Here is a 17,453-nt window from a genome sequence, read left to right as displayed (position 1 = left end):
TGGCCCTTTAGTGCCGCCGGACCGGACCCGATGGCAAGAGGATCGGCCACGTCCCCGACCCCAGTTATGTGGCTGCGCGCGCGGCTTGAGGATGCAGGGCCGTCCGTTCAGAGTCGGCACAATGTCGGTGATTTCTTCCGTCAGCTGTCCAAGACGCGGTGCTTGACGAAGTTTCGAGAGGTGCAGGCGCTCAGCACCAGTTGAGCTGGCGCGCTTCGGTGATGCGGAGTCCGTTGGTGTCGACCACGTATTCGGACTTGTTGCGGGCGAGGAGCCGGGCCGGTTTCACGAGTGCGGTCCATGTTCGTCCGCGTGGCCGGCCTCCGATCCGGTGCTCGGCGTAAGCACGGGCGATGTCGGGGTCGTCGGTCCAGGACCAGTCGGTGCGTCGTTCGGCGACGGTGCCGCGGTAGAGGCGTATCGGTTGTTCCGGCCGGGCAGCAGGATGCCCGGCGGAGGTGTATCCGGCGGAGGCGAACAGTGCTCGCCAGATGTCGTGTCCGAGTTGTCGGTCGGGGTACTCGGCCATGGCCCAGACTTCTCCGATGACGCGGGTGAGGTCTGTAGCGGCGAGCAGGTTGTGCACGTGTGCGAAGGCGATCAACATTGGGGCCTTCGCATCGGGGGAGTTGGATCAAGAGTGTGTCCAGCTCGGCAGAGGTGAGCTGCGTTCTGCGGTTGAGGAGTTCAGCGGCGAGCGTCTGTACGTCGAACGTGACGGGAATCGGCGAGGGCGGGCCGATGACGGCGCCGCGGGAATTCATGTGGGGATCATGGCTGATGCCGGGCCCTGGCCGAGCGCGGGGTGTCCGAAGGATCCTGCGCTCGCCCCGATCGTCGACTGTTCGCCAGCCGTCGAAACGCCGAGTGCGGACGATCCCCGCAGGTTGCGCCGGCCCGTCGTCGTGGCCGAGGCAGTGCACCCCACACGCACCGGAGTCACGACCGCGGTCTACAACAACTTCCGCACCCTGGGCGGCGCGGTCGCAGGTGCTCTGGCCGCCTCCATCCTCAGCGGCTTCACTCTCGCCGACCACAGCACGCCCGGCGCCGCGGCCTGCCGCACCCTGTGGATCGTCACCGCGCTGCTGTGCCTTGCCGCCGCTGCCGCCGCAGCCTGCGCCCGCCGCAGGGGAATGACACGACGGCCGTGCCAGGCAGGGATGCCTCGGGCACCGCACAGAGCGCGCGAGCGCGGGTGGTAGGCCTTCGGAATTCCCCGTGCACCCGACCGGCTGCCGGGCCTGCCCTCGGGTCGCGGACTCGCCGAGCCGGGATTTCTCCATCGTGAGGCCGCGGCCGTCTCTCGTAGACTCCGAACAGATGCCGCATCCCCCGACTGTCGCGGCCCGCGAAGACAGGAACGGAGTCCCGCGCATGACCGGCGAGCGCATCTACGACGCCTTCGACGAGACCGCCCGGCAGATCGCCGAGCAGGTGACCGCCTGGCGGCAGCACCTCCACCGGAACCCCGAACTGTCCAACCGGGAACTGCGCACCGCCGCGATGATCTCCGATCACCTGCGCTCGCTCGGTGTGGACGAAGTGCGCACCGGCATCGCCGGGCACGGTGTCGTCGGCGTTCTGCGCGGAGGCCGGCCCGGTGCGAACGTGATCGCACTGCGTGCCGACATCGACGCGCTGCCAGTCGCGGACGAGTCCGGCGTGCCGTTCGCCTCGACCGTCGTGGACAACGACTACCCCGGCGGCCCGTTCCCGGTTTCGCACGCCTGCGGACACGACTGCCACACCGCGGCGCTCATGGGAGCCGCCACGGTCCTGGCCACGCATCGCGACCGGCTTCCGGGCACTGCGCTGTTCGTGTTCCAGCCCGCCGAGGAAGGGCCGCCGGTCGACGAAACCGGCGGCGCCCGTGCCATGCTCGCCGCCGGAGCCTGCGACGACCCCGTGCCGACGATGGCCTTCGGTTTCCACGTCACGCCATTTCCGAAGGGCGTCATCGGCTACCGCACCGGCAACCAGTTCGGTGCTTCCTCTCTGCTCAAGATCACCCTCACCGGCCTGCAGGTGCACGGGTCGACCCCGTGGATGGGCATCGACACCATGCCCGCCGCCGGCGCGATCCTCACCGGCATCGGCCAGCTCTACCGCCAGGTCAGCGCCTTCGACCCGGTGACAGTGACGATCGGGCACATCGAGGACGTCGGGCGGTTCAACATTGTCGGCGAGACCACGACTCTGTGGGGCACTATCCGCTGTGCCGTCGAAACTGACATGCCGGACGTCCAGCAGCGCCTGACCATCCTCGCCGAGCACACCGCGCAGGCGTACAACTGCACCGCGACCGTCGAGTATCTCCAGGACGTGCCCGCTGTGCACAACACTCCGGAGTGGGTCGAAGCAGGCGTGCCCACCTTCGAAAGGGTCGTTGGCGCCGACAACGTCGTAGCCACCAGCGCCACCCTCGGCTATGACGACGTATCCGAATTCGTCAACCGCTTCGGCGGCCTCTACGTCACGCTCGGCGTCCAGGACGTCGAACTCGACGATGCGGGCAACCCCCGCCCGATCGAGGGAGGCCGCGGCCTGGCGATGAACCACAACCCGCGTTTCTACGCCGACGACGACACATTGGTCGACGGCGTCCGTCTGCACTGCCACGTTGCCTACGACCACCTCACCGGAATGCTGACACCGCAGCACATCGGCACGAAATGAATGCGCGGTCGAGACCGGCGGTGAGCCCCGGCCGCGGAAGTCTGCTCGGGTTCGACGAACCAGTCGTCGCCGTGAGTGCCCCGGCTTGTCTTCGCCGTCGATGCCGCCCGATTGCGATGCATCTTCGCTACCCGCGGGCGGTTGCGGTCGAGGGATGTCTTGCCGGCCGCGACGTTGTCTGAGCGCAGCTAGCCCGTGGGCCGGACGGAGAACGATCGACATCGACAGGTCGGCGGCAGCTAGCGCGATCGAGCCGATTCGGTGTCCCCGCAAGTCCCGTGTCCGCCGGGTTTTCGCAGCCAGTCTTCGCACCTGAGGCGACGGAGACGCTCACCGGACTGGCCAGGCCTCGGACAGTTGCAGATGGGCGAGGCTGGTCGAGGCGCGCGGCTTGCCCCGGACGACGACGGGCCGGCGGTGGGCGTCCAGTTCGCCGCCGACCTCGGGCAGGAAGCGCGCCTGCCGTCGTTCGCCGCGCAGTTCGAACATGCTGCGCCGTGGCCAGGTTCGGTGCCGCCGGCGTCGTCGAGTCGCGGGCGGTCAGCTGTTCCCGAGAGCGAGCCGGCCCGAGTTGTAGTCGTCGACCAGAGCCAGCACCGTTTCGCGGGCGCAGGCTTTGTTGGTGCCGAGGAATCCGTTCGGGCCGCGTTTGATCCAGCCGGCGACGTAGGTCGCGGGCAGCGGTTCGCCGCTCGACGGCTCTACGACGCGGCCGGCGGTGTTCGGGACGGTCCCGGAAGCCTGGTCGAACGGCAGGTCCGGGACCGGCTGGCCGCGGTAGCCGACGGCGGTGAGGACCAGCCCGGCGGCGACCGTCTCGAGTTCTCCGGTCGGTTTGCTCCGGGTGCTGCCGTCGGCCGCGACGACCAGTTCGGTGCGCTCGAACTCAACGCCTTCGACCTGGTTTTCGCCGATGATCCGGGTGGGGGAGAGCCGGTAGCGCAGGTGAATCCGGCGGGCCTGCGTCGCGGGCCGGTCGAGGGTGTGCAGCAACTGGAGCTTGCGGTCGCTGGCAGGTTCCAGTTCGTCGGGCCGGACGAGCACGTCGACGCCGGGGGTGCTGCGCAGCCCGAGCAATTCGGGCAGGGTGAATGCCGATTGCGCGGGGCCGCGGCGGGCGACGACGGAGACTTCGCCGATCCGGCTGTGCCGCAAGGCGTCGCGGGCGGCCGGGGCGAGGTCGGTGTCGGCGAGGGCGCCGGGGCCGACGGTGAGGATGCGGGCTACGTCGAGGGCGACGTTGCCGTTGCCGATCACGACGGCCTGTTCGCAGGAGAGATCGAAGGCGCGGTCGGCGAAATCGGGGTGGCCGTTGTACCAGGCGACGAACTCGGTGGCGGATGCCGTTCCCGGCAGGTCGGTGCCGGGAAGGTCCAGGCGCCGGTCGGTAGCCGCGCCGACAGCGTAGACGACCGCATGGTGGTGCTTCAGCAGGTCGGCGTGAGCGAGATCGGCGCCGATCTCGACGTCGAGCACCAGGGCAAGCCGGTCCTGGGCGAGGATGCGGTCGAACTGGTCGCTGATCCGGCGGGTCCGCCGGTGGTCGGGGGCGACGCCGTAGCGGGCCAGGCCGTAGGGCTGCGCGAGCCGCTCGAACATGGTCACCCTGGCACCGGGGACGGTGAGGAGACTCCACTCTTGACGAAGCGGGCATCGCCCGCATCAAGGCAGACGGCTCGGCCCGGTTCGACTTCTCCTCGGGCAGCCTCTGGCCCGGTACGCATAGCGCGGCTGGTTGGGTCCAGGGCGGAAGCAGTGCGCAGAACCCCACGACACCATGATCGCAGGGTTCTGCGCCTCGAACGCCGAGGACGAAGGCGCGGCGCCGATATCCGGAAGCGACGGGTGGGCAACTGACTCGTCAGGCTCGGTGCAGCTGCCGGACCTTGTCTGCGTGATCGCTTGCGATGTCCGGGTCGGCGTAGATGTGCACTGAGCAGATCAGAACACCGCGAAAGGTGAAGACGTTGCAGAATCGGCCGGTGGAGACTTGGCCGTCAGGCCAGGGCGTGCCGTCGGCGAGCGTGCCCCATTCGCGGCCTTCGACGATGACGCGGTCGTCCGCGACCATGATGTCCAAGCCGTCGACGTCGTGCTGGATGCTGCCCAGGCCGGTCCAGAGCCTGCGGGCGAACTCGCTCAGGTCGTCCTTGCCGTGTCCGTAACCGAACTTCGGGAAGAACAGCTCCACGTCCTCGGTGTAGAGGTCGAGCAGGGCTGGGTCGCAGTCGTCGACCATCTGGAAGTAGGTGCGGACGATGGCCGCTCGCTGGGCAGCCAGGTTTTCCTTTTCGGTCGGGGCGTGCGAGGCAGACGTAGCCATGGGAGCTCCTGAGCGTATTCAGCGGTCGATGGATTCGGTGCGGACGAGTCGCGGATGCTCCGAAGGCGTGGGCTGGTGATCGCGTGCGCCGCGGCGCAGGTACGGGCTGGCGAGGGCGGGCAGGATCGCGAGGATCGCCAGCCCGGCCAGGGCAGTGCCGAGGATGATCGGCGCGCGGAGGCCATGCTCGGGGATGAGCGCCGATCCGGACGCTGAGCCGATCATGACTCCGAGGGTGATGAAGGATCCGTGGACGGTGTTGACCAGTGGCGCTGTGCTGCCGGCTCGTTGGACGCGCACGGCCATCGCCGGGTTCATGGTGACCCCGACGAGGCCGATGCCCAGCATGAAGGCGAGCGCCGGCGCCGGGATGCCGGCGAAGATCGCGAACCCGGCTAGGAAGAGCGCGTTCAGGCCGGTTCCGACGAGCAGCGTGGAGATGGTGTGCTTGTCGGCCAGCCGTCCCACGACAACGTTCCCGACCAGAGTCGCGGCCCCGTAGGCGAGCAGGAGCAGCGGAACGACGTCTTCGGAGAATCCGGTGATCTGGGTGAGGGTCGGGGTGAAGAAGCTGAAAGCCGAGAACGTCGCGCCGATGATGAGGGTGCTGGAGACGAGCGCGAGGAGGAACTGCGGCCTGCGCAGTACTGCGACCTCCGAGCTCGGCGCAGCCTGGGTCAGGGCGTCGGCGCTGGCGGATGCCGCGGGTTTGCGCAGGACCGCGTGGGTCAGGGCGGTGGCGGCCAGAGTGATGAGCGAGATCGTCCAGAACGCGGACTGCCAGCCGAACCGACCTCCGACGAAGGTCGCCAGCGGCAGGGCGAGCAGGGTGCCGAGCATCAGTCCGTTCATCACGACTGCGACCGCCCGGCCGCGCGCCTGCTCGCCGACCAGCCGCACGCTCATCGACACGGCGATGCCGAAGAATGCCTGCGAGGCGGCCCCGCTGACGATCCGGGCGACCACCATCATCGGATAGCCAGAGGCCAGCGCGGCGATGACATTGCCGGCCAGGGACAGTGCGAAGACGATCATCAGCGCCGCCCTCGGAGGGACCTTCAGCAGGGCGATAGTGAGGATCGGTCCTCCGACGGCCATCGCCGCGGCGAAGACGGTCACTAGATAGCCGATCTGCTCGATCCCGGTGCCGAGTCCTTCCGCGAGTTGCGGCATGAGGCCCGCGACGGCGAACTCGCTGGTCACCATGGCGAAGACACCAGCGGCCAGGACGTACACCGCGAACGGGACCGTCTTCTCGGTGACGGTAGTGGTGGTGGGCACCAGACTGCCTTTCTGTACTTTAATATCCAAAATTAGCGCAGGAGAACCGCCCGCTGCGAGCGAACGGGTGGCGCGATCAGTGAAGGAGGGCGTGCAGCCCGGAAAGGGCTACCCTCCTCAGCGTTTCGGGGTCCGCGCCGGTCTGTGCGGTGACGCGCAGACCCGAGATCACAGTGCTGACGAGCATTGCCCCGTCGTTCGGGTCCAGGTCGTCGGCGATTGAGCCGTCGGTCTGTCCCGCGCGGATGGCTCCGGCTAGCAGAGAGGTCCTCTTGTGCAGGTCGTGGTTGAGAATGCGGGCGACGCGCTTGTCGCGTGTACGCAGGTCCGGACTCATGAAGCTCTGCACGACCATGCATCCGGCCGCGTGCCCGTGCTCCGATGCCTGCACTTCCTCGTCGATGACGACGTCGATCAACGCGTGAAGCCGTGCCGCACCTGACAATGCCTCGTCGGTGAGGATTGCCGCTTGGCGCTGCCCTGTCGCTTCGACGTAGTGCTCCAGGGTGCGGACGAAGAGTTCGTCCTTCGAGGTAAAGGCGTTGTAGAGACTGCTGCGCCGCAGGCCTGCCGCCTCGCAGAGTTGCTCGGTCGAGGTCTCGGCAAAGCCGTGCATTCGGAACTGGCGTGCCGCGGCGTCGAGTACTGCGGTCTCGTCGAACGTGCGCGGCCTGGCCATGCGGTGACCATAGCATGTTTTGGATTTACAAGTACAGAAGTCTGTCGCGCGCTGGCGGGAGGTTTTTTTGCTGGCGCGTGGTCGCTGATGCTGGGAGCGACGGAGGTCGCCGCGTCGTCGAGAGGCGGGTTCTCCGCAGCGTGGACGACGAGCATCGTGGCGGCTGAACCTTGCTTGGGCTGGAGGTTGAACGGGCCGCGGCCGGAGGCCCGTGTCGTGGCGAGGTCGGCGTCCTTCATGCACGGCTCGTCAACGAGTTCCGCCGGCTGTGCGTGTGGTGGGGGTGCTTCGCACTGATCCGCTGCAGATGTGCGACATGGGCGTGGGACTCGACGTGCCTGCCGCGTCTGTGTGGTCGGGCAACAGCGGCCTTGGCGGGGGACGGGCAGGTCTGCGGGTCACTCATGCCGAAAGGCGGGTGCGGGGTCAACGGTCCAGGGCCTGCGGCGTCCACGCGAGTGCATCGTTGCGTCGGACCAGCGGCACCGTTGGCTGAAGGCCGAGAGCATCCGGCATCGTCGGTGCTCGCGGGCGAGCGGGGGCTCAGGTCGGATGCGCCGGGCTGGCCCACCGGTGATGGCCTTGGCCAGGTAGAGCGGACCTTCGCTCGGTCCCCGGTCCGATAGCGGCAACGCGACGAGCCTGCATAGAGCTCGGCGATGACCGGAAACGTCATCTTCTCTTTCATTCCTGCGAAATCAACGCAAGGAGTAATGCGTAAGCCTGATGAAGGATGCCGCCAAAAAAAGCGACGAGATCTAGGGAGGGGGGATTGGTTGGATGCCTTTTTTGCTCGGAGTGCGGGAATGCTTGTAGTGGATCCCGAAGCGAGCGGCGAGGTCGTCGACCAGTTCGGAACCGAAGCCGGACTGCTCCCGTCGTTCGGCGTGCCGATCGCACGCGAGCGCGAGCACCCCGGCGGTGCCGCAGCACGAACCGTTGTTGTCCCAGAATCCCGGGCGGATCCGGCGCGGAAGGCCGGACTGGGTGACGGTGTGCCAGCACCGATCGGCGAGAGCGGCCCATGCCGGGTCGCCGGTGATCGCGCCGAGCAGCCGAAAGGCCTGGGCGTCGCCGGCGGGGCCGTTGCACCAGCCGTAGCTGTAGCGCTCGATCAGGTCCGGGCTGTAGCGCTCGATCAGGTCCGGCAGGTGCTGGGGGTGCGGAACGAGGAAACCGCTCGGTCCCGCCTCGTTGCGTGCCACCACGTCAGCGGCGCCGGCCAGTGCCAGGTCGATCAGATCGCGGCGGCCGGTGGCGCTCCCGATCGTGGCCAATGCGACGACGATGCCGAGAGTTCCGTGGGCCAGGTGGTGCGATCGCGCCGGGCTGGGCCGGACTGCCCAGTTCACGCCGCCGGGAGTCGGATCGGCGGAGCGGAGATAGGGTTCGACGGCGAGGACGGCCAAGTCGTGATCACCGCAGGGCAGTGCGCCCAGGCCGATGCCGGCGTTGCCCGCCAGCAGTTCGAACATGTCGCCCCACCGCTGCCCGTCGAAGCGGGAACGCACCCGGTGCAGTGCGCTCCTCGCGGCGGTCGTCGCGGAGGTGTCGTTCAGCAGAGTGCCGACGGCGTGGAGGGCGAATGCCATGCCGGTCAAGCCGAAGTAGAGGGAGCAGGCCTTTTCGCGATCGACCGCGGCCGCGAGGGCGCGCGAGCCTCGCTGGGCGGCGTCGCCGTAGCGGTCGTCGCCGAAGTGGCGCTGGGCTTCCAGCAATGCGAGCACGATTCCTGCCGCTCCGCTGCAGAGGAACGGGTCCAGTTCGTCATCGGTCGCGGTGGTTCCCCAGGCCAGGCCCGAATCGGTGGTCCGCGCGGTGCTCAGCAGCCAGTCCAGCGCGCCTGCGGCAAGGCCTTCGGCTACCGCGCCACGCGAGGCGCCGAGTGGCTCAATGTGCGCACGTCGCATCGTTGCACAGTAGCCTCGATCCACTGACGGCCCGAGTGTCTGCTGGTGATCGCAGGCGGGAGAGCGCCCTTGGGTCGCGGAAATTGTTGTCGGGGCGGCGGGTGACACGCACTGGAGCTTCCGCCACCGGACGGACAGTCTCGTGTCGCCGACGTCGACGGCGATCCTCCCGCTGCCTCGAGGAGTGCTTACCGGCTGCGGGCGGGCGGAATGTTCCGAAAGACCCTCGTCAGGGCTAGGTCGCGAGAAGCCGCGCCTCACCGGGTTTGGGCTGGACTGGTTGATCGAGCACGTGCGGGGCACTCGACAAAGATACGAACACAACTGCCGAAATTGTCGCCGCGCTGCGTGGTGCATCGCTGGCAAGCCAAGGACCGGCCCTGCCGAAATTGAAGGTTTTTGGCGTCACGCGGTTCGAAGTGCTCAGTATGGTCAGCTTGCGACTCGGATACGCATTAGTCCTGCGGGGCGGGCGGATGGTCGCAGAGACCATCCGCTATTGCGTTATAGGGGAGTTTCAGGCCGGTCTCCGCGTACAGCTCCTGAAACCGGGCCGGGCTCGCGCTGGCCACCTGCTGCTCGGGATCCGCCAGTGAGGCGAGTAGCGTTTCCGGTTGGAAGCGTTAAGCGGTCCGAGGCGGAGGGCCACACAGCCTGGGTCAGGCGCTGATCATCGTCACCACGCCGGACGTCACGATCAGGCCCACGATCGCCCGGTCGAACACCGCGCGCGGGACGCGGCCGATGAGGCGGCCGCCGAGGATGTTTCCGGCCAGGGCGGCTGCGACCAGGATCGGGAGCCGGGTGCTCAGGTCGGTGGTGTCGAACTGGCCCGCGGTGATCAGGAGGAGCAGGGACAGGCAGTTGGTCACCACGAAATAGCCCGCGAGGTCGCCGACGAAGGTTCTTGGTGGGACCTTCGCGGAGGCGAGCAGGACGGCTGGTGGAGCGCCGTTGAGGGAAGTCGTGGTCGAGAGGTAACCGCCTAATAGGCCGGCGATGGTTTGCTTGATTGTGGTCGCTGGGTGGGCTTCTCGGGTCGGGCGGAGCAGCAGGCGCAGGCCGGACAGTACGACCACGGTGCCTGCCAGGATGCGGAGGGCGTGCGGCTCTAGCAGGTGCAGGGTGAGTGCGCCGGCGGCGGCACCGGGGAGGCTCGCGGCGCCTAGAACGGCTACGCGGCGCCAGGCGATGTGGTGTCGTTCGCGGTGGAGCACTGCGAGCCTGGTGATCATGGTGGCGATCAGGTTGATCACGACCACTTGCGGCAGCGGGAATCCGATGAGCAGCAGCAGGGGAGTGCCGACCAGTGAGGCGCCGAATCCGGTCAGGCCGCCGATGAAGCCCGCGAAGGCGACGGCCAGTGCGCCGAGGATCATGTGGCCGCCTGGAGGGTGTCGGAGAGGGCTGGGTCGATAGATGTCGCCTGGAGGGTGTCGGAGAGGGTCACGCGACCACCGCCTGGCCTACCAACGCCAGGGACAGTACGGCGAGGATGCCGAGCACGATCCGGCGGACATCGCCGCGGCCGTGGCGGTACAGCCAGGTTCCGGCGGCGATCCCGGTCAGGGCGATGGGGAGGAAGAGCGCGGTTTGCCGGAGGACGTCGGTGGTGAGCAGGCCGCCCGCGCCGGCGGTGCCGACTGTCATCAGGTCGGCGGCCAGGAAGAAGACGACCAGGCTCGCGCGGTTGACCGCCATCGGCAGCGGGGACGCCAGGTACATCAGGACTACTGGCGGGCCGCCCATTCCGCAGGCGCCGTTCAGGACTCCGAAGGCGGTTCCCATGCCGGCGCAGGCGATGCGGCCGGGCATGCGCCGGGTTCGGTGGCTGAAGGCCAGGGCCAGCGCCGAAAGTCCGACTACCAGTCCGACGGTCAGTCTCGTCGCGCGTTCGGGCAGTGCGGCTAGGAACCAGATGCCGGTCGGCAGGCCAAGGAGCGCGCCAGTCAGGAGCCAGCGTATGGACGGGCGGTGGGCGTCCGGCCAGGCTTTCGGCAGCAGGGTCACGCTGGAGGCCACTTCCAGCAGGAGTGTGCTCGGGACCACGGCGGGCGGTGGGAGCACCAGGCAGAGGCAGCTCACCCAGACCAAGGAAGCGCCGAAACCGGAGTAGCCGCGGATCAGGCCTCCGGCCAGCAGGGCGGCGACGGCGAAGGCCATGGCCGCCGGGGGCAGCTGCCAGAAGGTCATCAACGGGCCGGGGGAACGAGGGCCCTGGACGGGTGCGGCATCAGACCTCCACGACGCGGGCGGATCGGTTTACCTTGCGGCACGTCTGGTCGTGGCGGTAGGTCCAGAATCGTGGCATCGCGAGGTGCCAGCCGGGCCGGGCTGGTCTGGACAGGCGACGACCGGCTCGTCGGAGTGCAGCTGGGTGGAAGTGCCGCCTGTCGAGGACCGGCTCGTCGGGGGTTGCGTGGTCGGGGGATCAGGTGTGGGGCGGCTGGGCGGAAGTGCGACCAGCCGAGGACCGGCTCGTCGGGCGCGGTGAGAGGAACCCGGCGCGGGCCAGCCGGGCGGGACTGCCGAGAACCGGCAGGCCAGCCGCCCGGGCTGGACCGACAAACGGGGGTCAGGGCGAAGCGACCCCGGCCTCGCCGCGGGAGGAGTCCGTCTCGGCGGTCGCCGCGGGTCCGGCGGGACGGCGTTTCCGGACCTGGTACGCGATCAGGATCAGCGCCAAGGTCACCGCGCTCAGCCAGAACTGCGAGCGGGTCGACGGGAGGAACGCCATGGCCAGGATGACCGCCGCCATCAAGGCGATCGTCGCGTAGCTGAGCCACGGGAACAGCCACATCTTCAGGCTCAGCGCGCCGGGATCGGTGTTCTGCAGCCGCTTCCGCAGCCGGACCTGGGCCAGTGCGATGGCGAGGTACACGAAGAGGGCGACCGCTCCGTAGGAGTTCACCAGGAACTGGAAGATCAGGTTCGGCGAGGTGTAGGCGGCGATGACCGACACGTAGCCGATGACCGTCCCGGCGATGATGGCTCGGCGGGGGACGCCGCTGCGGGACAGCTTCGTGAACATCTTCGGGGCGTCGCCGTTGCGGGTCAGGGCGAACAGCATCCGCGAGGACGTGTACAGCGCGGAGTTGAGGCAGGACAGCACCGCGGTCAGCACGATGGCGTTCATGATCGTTGCCACGGCGGGGATGCCCAGGACGTCCAACACCGCGGCGTACGGGCTGACGGCGGTGTCGGGGGCGTTCCAGGCCTTGACCGTGACCACCACGAAGACCGAGCCGACGTAGAAGAGCACCACGCGGAACACGATGGAGCGCATGGCCTTGGCGATCGCACGGCGAGGTTCGGCGGATTCGGCGGCGGCGATGGTGACGATCTCCGCGCCGGTGTAGAAGCCGACGCAGGGGACGACCGCCGCCAGCACCGCGCCGAAGCCCATGGGGGCGAAGCCGCCGTGGGAGACGAGGTTGCTGACGCCTCCGTGGGAACCCGGCCAGATCCCGAACAGGTACAGGGCGCCGACCACCAGGAAGACCAGGATCGCGATGACCTTGATGGACGAGAACCAGTACTCGAACTCGCCGTAGGACCGCGCGGAGACCAGGTTCGTGGCGGTCAGCAGCAGGAGCAGGCCGAGGCTGAGCACCCACAGGGGCACGTTCGGCAGCCACAGCTGCAGGATCCGGCCGCCCGCCACCGCTTCCACGGCCACGACGATCACGAAGAAGTACCAGTACATCCAGCCGACGGTGAAGCCCGCCCGGTTGCCCATCGCCTCCCTGGCGTAGACGTAGAACGAGCCGAGCGCGGGCCGCGCGACGGTCATTTCGGCCAGCATCCGCATGATGAGCACGGTGATCAGGCCGGCGATGAAGAACGAGACCACCGCCGCGGGCCCGGCCGACTGGATGACCACGCCGCTTCCGACGAACAGGCCGGCGCCGATCACGCCGCCCAGTGCGATCAGATTCATGTGGCGTTGCTTGAGGCCCGGTTTGAGACCGCTCTGGGCGGCGGTTTCCGGTGCAGAACCCACGTCTCCTCCTTCCGGCGGCGCCGGGGGGACCTCGATGTCCCCGCGCCGGCCGCCGCCGCGATGTCGCTGAGAGCTGCTGTGTGGTTCCCGTCACCGTAAGAAGGAACAGGCCCCGCCGCGAGAGCCAGATGCTAGCCATGCTCCGGTACCAGAACGGCCTGATCCCGGACAGCAGGACGGGCGCCGGGCCCCCTCGGAACAAAGGGGTACCCAGCGCCCGTCGAACCCATCCGTCAGGGCTGGATCGCCTTCTCCACGTCGGTGAGCATGCCGTCGACGCCGTGCAGCAGCTCGTCCAGCACGTCCGTGTCGGCCACCAGCGGCGGCGAGATCATCAGCATCGTCGCGCCCCGGTCGTCGCCGCGGAGGATGACTCCGGTGCGGCGGAACGACTCCGGCAGGACCTCCCGCAGGACCGTCAGCGACTCCTGGTCGGTCAGCTCGCGGCCGCCGTCGCGGTCGGCCGTCAGCTCGATCGCGTAGAAGAAACCGGTGCCCCGGACGTCCTTGACGCACCGGTGCGCGTCCTTCAGCGACTCCAAAGCCGCGCGCAGCTTCGGGCCCTCTTCCAGAACGTGCTCGGGCACCTTCTCGTCGCGCATCGCGCTGATGTTGGCGACCGCGATGGCCGTCGAGACCGGGTGGCCGCCCCAGGTCGCGCCGTGGGTGAAGACGCCGCCCTTCGGGGAGTCGTACAGCTCGGTGACCAGCTGCTCGCGCACGATCACGCCGCCGAGCGGGGCGTAGCCCGAGGTGGAGCCCTTGGCGAAGGTGATCAGGTCCGGGACTACGCCGGTCAGGCCGTGGCCGAAGAAGTGGCCGAGGCGGCCGAACGAGCAGATGACCTCGTCGGACACCAGCAGGATGCCGTACTTGTCGCACAGCGCCCGCAGCGCCGGCCAGTAGCCCTCCGGCGGGACCAGCGCGCCCCGGCCGTTCTGGACCGGCTCGGCGAAGACCGCGGCGACCGTCTCCGGGCCTTCCTCGAGGATGACCGCCTCGATGGCGCGGACGCAGTCCAGCTGGTCGGCAGGGCCGCAGTCGCCGGTGAAGCCGAGGGTGTTCGGCACGTGCCGGATGCCCGGCAGCAGCGGGCCGAACGGCTCCTTGATCTTGGGCAGGCCGGTGACCGACAACGCGCCCATGGTCGTTCCGTGGTAGGCCATTTCGCGGCTGATGATCTTCGTCCGCTCCGGGGCGCCCTGGCTGCGGTGGTACTGCCGGACGAACTTCAGCGCGGTCTCCACCGCCTCCGAACCGGAGTTCACGAAGAACGTGGTGCCGAGGTCGCCGGGGGCGAGGTCGGCGATGATCCGGGCGGCTTCGATCGACGGCGGGTGCGCCGAGCCCCAGTTGCTGGCGTAGGCGAGGGTGCCGACCTGCTCGGCCGCGGCCTTGGCGATGTCCGCGCGGCCGTGGCCCATGTTGACGCAGAACAGCCCGGCGAGACCGTCGAGGTGACGGCGGCCCTCGGTGTCGATCAGATAGCTGCCCTCGCCGCGGACGAACACCGGGAATTCGCTCTGCCAGGTGTCCTTGCGCGTGAAGTGCGGCCCGAGGTGTCGGCGGGCAGTGGCCCGCAGCTCCGTGACGTTCACCTGGCGACCTCCTGAGTGTGCGAGAACGGGAATGTGTCGACGATCGCAATCTTTCTGGCCCCCGCCCAGAGCCAGAAAGCGGCCGATCACCGGTGCCAGATCGGGAGCCGGACGCGAAAGAACCGGCCGGGCGCGGGGCCCGGCCGGTTCTCGGCTCGCGAGGAAGCGATTACACGTAGTCCTGGTACTTCTCCAGGAACCGCACCGGCTTCGACAGCGCGTCGCGGCGGAACGGGTCGCCCAGCTCGCGGGTGCACATGATCTCGACGACCGTGGTGCGGCCCTCGTTCATCTGCGCGTCCACGGCCTTCTTCAGCGCCGGGCCGACGTCCTCGAGCTTGTCCACGACGATGCCGTCCGCGCCCATCGCCTGCGCGATCCCGGCGAAGCTCTCGCTTTCCAGTTCGCCGGCGACGAAACGGCGGTCGTAGAAGTCGACCTGGTTCTTCTTTTCCGCGCCCCACTGGCGGTTGTGGAACACCACTGCGGTGACCGGGATGTCGTGCCGCACCGCGGTCATGACCTCGCCCATGCTCATGCCCCACGCGCCGTCACCGGCGTACGCGATCGCCGGACGGTCCATCGCGGCGGCCTTGGCGCCGATGATGGTCGGCAGCGCGTAACCGCAGTTGCCGAAGGACATCGGCGCGAAGAACGACCTGGGCTCCTCGAAGCGCAGGTAGCTGTGCGCCACCGAGTTGATGTTGCCGATGTCGGTGGAGACCATCACGCGCGGCGGCATGGCCTTCTCCAGTTCGCGCAAGACCTGGCGCGGGTGCAGCCAGTTGCCCTCCTCGCCCTCCTGCTCGGCGATCATGTCGAGGGAGTAGGGGTCCTTCTCGTGGGTCCACGCGGTGAGTTCCTCCTCCCACGCGTCCTTCTCGGCCTTGATGCGCCCGGCGCGTTCGTCGCGGGTGGCGTCGCTGGCGAGCGTGCGGTCGGCGAGGCGCTCGGTCAGCGCCGCGGCGGCGGCCTTCGCGTCGCCGCAGATGCCGACGGTGATCTTCTTGACCAGGCCGAGCATCTTGTGATCCGCGTCGATCTGGATGATCTTCGCGTTCTTGGGCCAGTAGTCCATGCCGTGCTGGGGCAGGGTGCCGAACGGCCCGAGCCGCGTGCCGAGCGCGATCACCACGTCCGCCTGCGAGATCAGCTTCATCGCGGCCTTGGAGCCCTGGTAGCCGAGCGGGCCGCACCACTGCGGGTGGCTGGCCGGGAAGCTGTCGTTGTGCTGGTAGCTGTTGACGACCGGCGCGCCGAGCCGCTCGGCGAGCGCCTTGGCCTCCTCGACGCCGTCGGACATGACGACCCCGCCGCCGGAGATGATCACCGGGAATTCGGCGGTGGCCAGCAGTTCGGCGGCCTGGGCGAGGCTCTTGTCGCCGCCGGGGCCGCGGTCGAGCCGCTGCGGCTCGGGGATCTCGGTCTCGATCTCGCCGTAGAAGTAGTCGCGCGGGATGTTCAGCTGGGTCGGGCCGATCTCCGCGAGCGCCCGGTCGAAGGCCCGCGCGGTGTACTCGGCCATCCGCTTCGGGTTGTTGACGTGCGCCTGGTACTTGGTGAACTCCTGGAACATCGGCAGCTGGTTGGCTTCCTGGAAGCCGCCGAGGCCGGTGCCCATCGTGCCCGCCTCCGGCGTGATCATCACGACCGGGCTGTGCGCCCAGAACGCCGCGGCGATCGCGGTCACGCAGTTGCTGATGCCCGGGCCGTTCTGCCCGATGACCACGCCGTGCCGTCCGCTGACCCGGGCGTAGCCGTCCGCCATGTGCGCGGCGCCCTGTTCGTGCACGACCGGGACGAGCCGGATGCCGGCCGGCGCGAAGATGTCCATCGCGTCCATGAACGCCGAGCCCATGATGCCGAAGATGTCGGTGACGCCGTTGGCCACCATCGTCTCGACGAAGGCCTCCGACGGGGTCATCTTCGCCGGCCCGCTGACGACGGTGCGGCCGTCGCCCGTCTTCCTCTCCGCCATGGTTGAACTCCTTCGACGCTGAAAGTCTTGGTTTTCGGTACGTGAGGTTCGTGAAAGCTGAACTTGATGGACGATAGGACGCCGCGTGCGGGAGGTCAACCGGCAGTTGATGGAAAACGAGACAGGATGTGCTAGTTTTCGGAACGTGAGTGAGTTGCGGAAGACCAGCGCCGTGGAACTCGTGCGCGAGCCGGACGGCGCGGGCCTCGACGGGGACACCCCGACCATGCGGCTGTTCTCGCTGCTCGAGCTGATCGCGGCGAAGGACCAGCTGGTGACGCTGCAGGGCCTGGTCGAGGAGACCGGCCTGCCGAAGCCGACCCTGCACCGGATGCTGCAGCAGCTGGAGGGCGCGGGGCTGCTCGTGCGCCAGGCCGACGGGCGGCATTACGGCACCGGCGACCGGCTGCGCCGCCTCGCGGAGAACCTGCTGCTCAACGCCACGCATCACGGCGCGCGGCGCGCGGTGCTCAACCACCTGGTCGACGAGCTGGGGGAGAGCTGCAACATCACCGCGCTGTCCGGCAGCGAGATCGTCTACCTCGACCGCGTAGAAACGCCCGAACCGCTGCGGTTCTACCTGCGGCCCGGTTCGCGCGTGCCGATCCACTGCTCGGCCAGCGGCAAGATCATCCTCTCCCAGATGAGCCCGGCGCAGCGGCGCAAGCTCCTGGCGCACGCTCCGCTCAAGCAGTACACGGCCAAGACGGTCACCGATCTCGACGCCCTGGAGGAGGAGTTCGCCCGCATCCGGCGCGACGGATTCGCCCTGGACGACGAGGAATTCCTGCCCGGGCTCGTGTGCGTGGCCGTGCTGGTGCCCAGCCGCACCGGCCGGTCCAACCTGGCGGTGGCGGTGCAGGCCCCGGTCATGCGGCTGACGGCCGACAAGGCTTTGCAGGCGCTCCCCGCGTTGCAGCGGGCCGCCGAAGCGATCAAGGAGGTCGAGGCCGAGGGGTCGGCCGACGACGCCGACAGCATCCCGTCCTGATGGAGGTCTCC

The 17,453-nt window shown here is 68.7% G+C and carries 14 protein-coding genes; 2 read left to right on the top strand and 12 right to left on the bottom strand.

What is annotated here, in order from left to right:
• Positions 1 to 190: 190 nt before the first annotated feature.
• Entirely contained in the window at positions 191 to 607 is a 417-nt protein-coding gene (locus ACZ7SW_RS08990; protein ID WP_470229828.1) for a hypothetical protein, read from the bottom strand.
• Between the two features lie 770 nt (positions 608 to 1,377).
• On the opposite strand from ACZ7SW_RS08990, the gene ACZ7SW_RS08985 reads away from it, so the two are divergent.
• Positions 1,378 to 2,679: a M20 metallopeptidase family protein gene (locus ACZ7SW_RS08985; RefSeq protein ID WP_470229827.1), complete on the top strand. Its 1,302-nt coding sequence runs from the start codon at positions 1,378 to 1,380 to the stop codon at positions 2,677 to 2,679.
• A 330-nt stretch (positions 2,680 to 3,009) separates the two neighbouring features.
• Here the strand turns inward: ACZ7SW_RS08985 and ACZ7SW_RS08980 are convergent, their stop codons facing one another.
• The 11 genes from ACZ7SW_RS08980 to xsc form a co-directional block, all read right to left on the bottom strand.
• Positions 3,010 to 3,168: a hypothetical protein gene (locus ACZ7SW_RS08980; RefSeq protein ID WP_470229826.1), complete on the bottom strand. Its 159-nt coding sequence runs from the start codon at positions 3,166 to 3,168 to the stop codon at positions 3,010 to 3,012.
• 51 nt (positions 3,169 to 3,219) lie between these two features.
• A complete protein-coding gene (locus ACZ7SW_RS08975; protein ID WP_470229825.1) occupies positions 3,220 to 4,284 on the bottom strand; it encodes a ferredoxin--NADP reductase domain-containing protein in 1,065 nt (354 codons plus the stop codon).
• Positions 4,285 to 4,540: 256 nt separating this feature from the next.
• A complete protein-coding gene (locus ACZ7SW_RS08970; RefSeq protein WP_470229824.1) occupies positions 4,541 to 5,002 on the bottom strand; it encodes a nuclear transport factor 2 family protein in 462 nt (153 codons plus the stop codon).
• 18 nt (positions 5,003 to 5,020) lie between these two features.
• Positions 5,021 to 6,283 carry an MFS transporter gene (locus ACZ7SW_RS08965; RefSeq protein ID WP_470229823.1) on the bottom strand — a complete coding sequence of 421 codons (1,263 nt, stop codon included), beginning with the start codon at positions 6,281 to 6,283 and terminating at the stop codon, positions 5,021 to 5,023.
• Between the two features lie 76 nt (positions 6,284 to 6,359).
• Positions 6,360 to 6,962: a TetR/AcrR family transcriptional regulator gene (locus tag ACZ7SW_RS08960; RefSeq protein ID WP_470229822.1), complete on the bottom strand. Its 603-nt coding sequence runs from the start codon at positions 6,960 to 6,962 to the stop codon at positions 6,360 to 6,362.
• A 758-nt stretch (positions 6,963 to 7,720) separates the two neighbouring features.
• A complete protein-coding gene (locus tag ACZ7SW_RS08955; protein ID WP_470229821.1) occupies positions 7,721 to 8,872 on the bottom strand; it encodes a lanthionine synthetase LanC family protein in 1,152 nt (383 codons plus the stop codon).
• 659 nt (positions 8,873 to 9,531) lie between these two features.
• Entirely contained in the window at positions 9,532 to 10,251 is a 720-nt protein-coding gene (locus tag ACZ7SW_RS08950) for a sulfite exporter TauE/SafE family protein (protein WP_470229820.1), read from the bottom strand.
• Between the two features lie 67 nt (positions 10,252 to 10,318).
• Positions 10,319 to 11,065, bottom strand: coding sequence for a sulfite exporter TauE/SafE family protein (locus ACZ7SW_RS08945; RefSeq protein WP_470229819.1), 747 nt, complete (start codon positions 11,063 to 11,065; stop codon positions 10,319 to 10,321).
• 382 nt (positions 11,066 to 11,447) lie between these two features.
• Positions 11,448 to 12,812: an amino acid permease gene (locus ACZ7SW_RS08940; RefSeq protein WP_470229935.1), complete on the bottom strand. Its 1,365-nt coding sequence runs from the start codon at positions 12,810 to 12,812 to the stop codon at positions 11,448 to 11,450.
• Positions 12,813 to 13,108: 296 nt separating this feature from the next.
• On the bottom strand, positions 13,109 to 14,473 hold the full coding sequence (locus ACZ7SW_RS08935; RefSeq protein ID WP_470229818.1) for an aspartate aminotransferase family protein: 1,365 nt from the start codon (positions 14,471 to 14,473) through the stop codon (positions 13,109 to 13,111).
• 169 nt (positions 14,474 to 14,642) lie between these two features.
• Positions 14,643 to 16,451: a sulfoacetaldehyde acetyltransferase gene (gene xsc, locus ACZ7SW_RS08930; protein ID WP_470229817.1), complete on the bottom strand. Its 1,809-nt coding sequence runs from the start codon at positions 16,449 to 16,451 to the stop codon at positions 14,643 to 14,645.
• A 145-nt stretch (positions 16,452 to 16,596) separates the two neighbouring features.
• Between xsc and ACZ7SW_RS08925 the strand changes: the two genes are divergently transcribed.
• Positions 16,597 to 17,442 (top strand): IclR family transcriptional regulator, encoded by an 846-nt coding sequence (locus ACZ7SW_RS08925; protein ID WP_116199134.1) that lies wholly within the window; start codon positions 16,597 to 16,599, stop codon positions 17,440 to 17,442.
• Positions 17,443 to 17,453 lie beyond the last annotated feature (11 nt).

The organism is Amycolatopsis sp. NPDC114484, from assembly GCF_055633755.1.
This window is presented reverse-complemented; position numbering and strand designations above follow the sequence as displayed.

Excerpts from the sequence above, each read along its gene's own strand:
- ACZ7SW_RS08970 (WP_470229824.1), bottom strand. The coding sequence starts at position 5,002 with ATGGCTACGTCTGCCTCGCACGCCCCGACCGAAAAGGAAAACCTGGCT.
- ACZ7SW_RS08945 (WP_470229819.1), bottom strand. The coding sequence starts at position 11,065 with ATGACCTTCTGGCAGCTGCCCCCGGCGGCCATGGCCTTCGCCGTCGCC.
- ACZ7SW_RS08940 (WP_470229935.1), bottom strand. The coding sequence starts at position 12,812 with ATGAATCTGATCGCACTGGGCGGCGTGATCGGCGCCGGCCTGTTCGTC.
- ACZ7SW_RS08960 (WP_470229822.1), bottom strand. The coding sequence starts at position 6,962 with ATGGCCAGGCCGCGCACGTTCGACGAGACCGCAGTACTCGACGCCGCG.
- ACZ7SW_RS08950 (WP_470229820.1), bottom strand. The coding sequence starts at position 10,251 with ATGATCCTCGGCGCACTGGCCGTCGCCTTCGCGGGCTTCATCGGCGGC.
- ACZ7SW_RS08990 (WP_470229828.1), bottom strand. The coding sequence starts at position 607 with ATGTTGATCGCCTTCGCACACGTGCACAACCTGCTCGCCGCTACAGAC.
- ACZ7SW_RS08980 (WP_470229826.1), bottom strand. The coding sequence starts at position 3,168 with ATGTTCGAACTGCGCGGCGAACGACGGCAGGCGCGCTTCCTGCCCGAG.
- ACZ7SW_RS08985 (WP_470229827.1), top strand. The coding sequence starts at position 1,378 with ATGACCGGCGAGCGCATCTACGACGCCTTCGACGAGACCGCCCGGCAG.
- xsc (WP_470229817.1), bottom strand. The coding sequence starts at position 16,451 with ATGGCGGAGAGGAAGACGGGCGACGGCCGCACCGTCGTCAGCGGGCCG.
- ACZ7SW_RS08955 (WP_470229821.1), bottom strand. The coding sequence starts at position 8,872 with ATGCGACGTGCGCACATTGAGCCACTCGGCGCCTCGCGTGGCGCGGTA.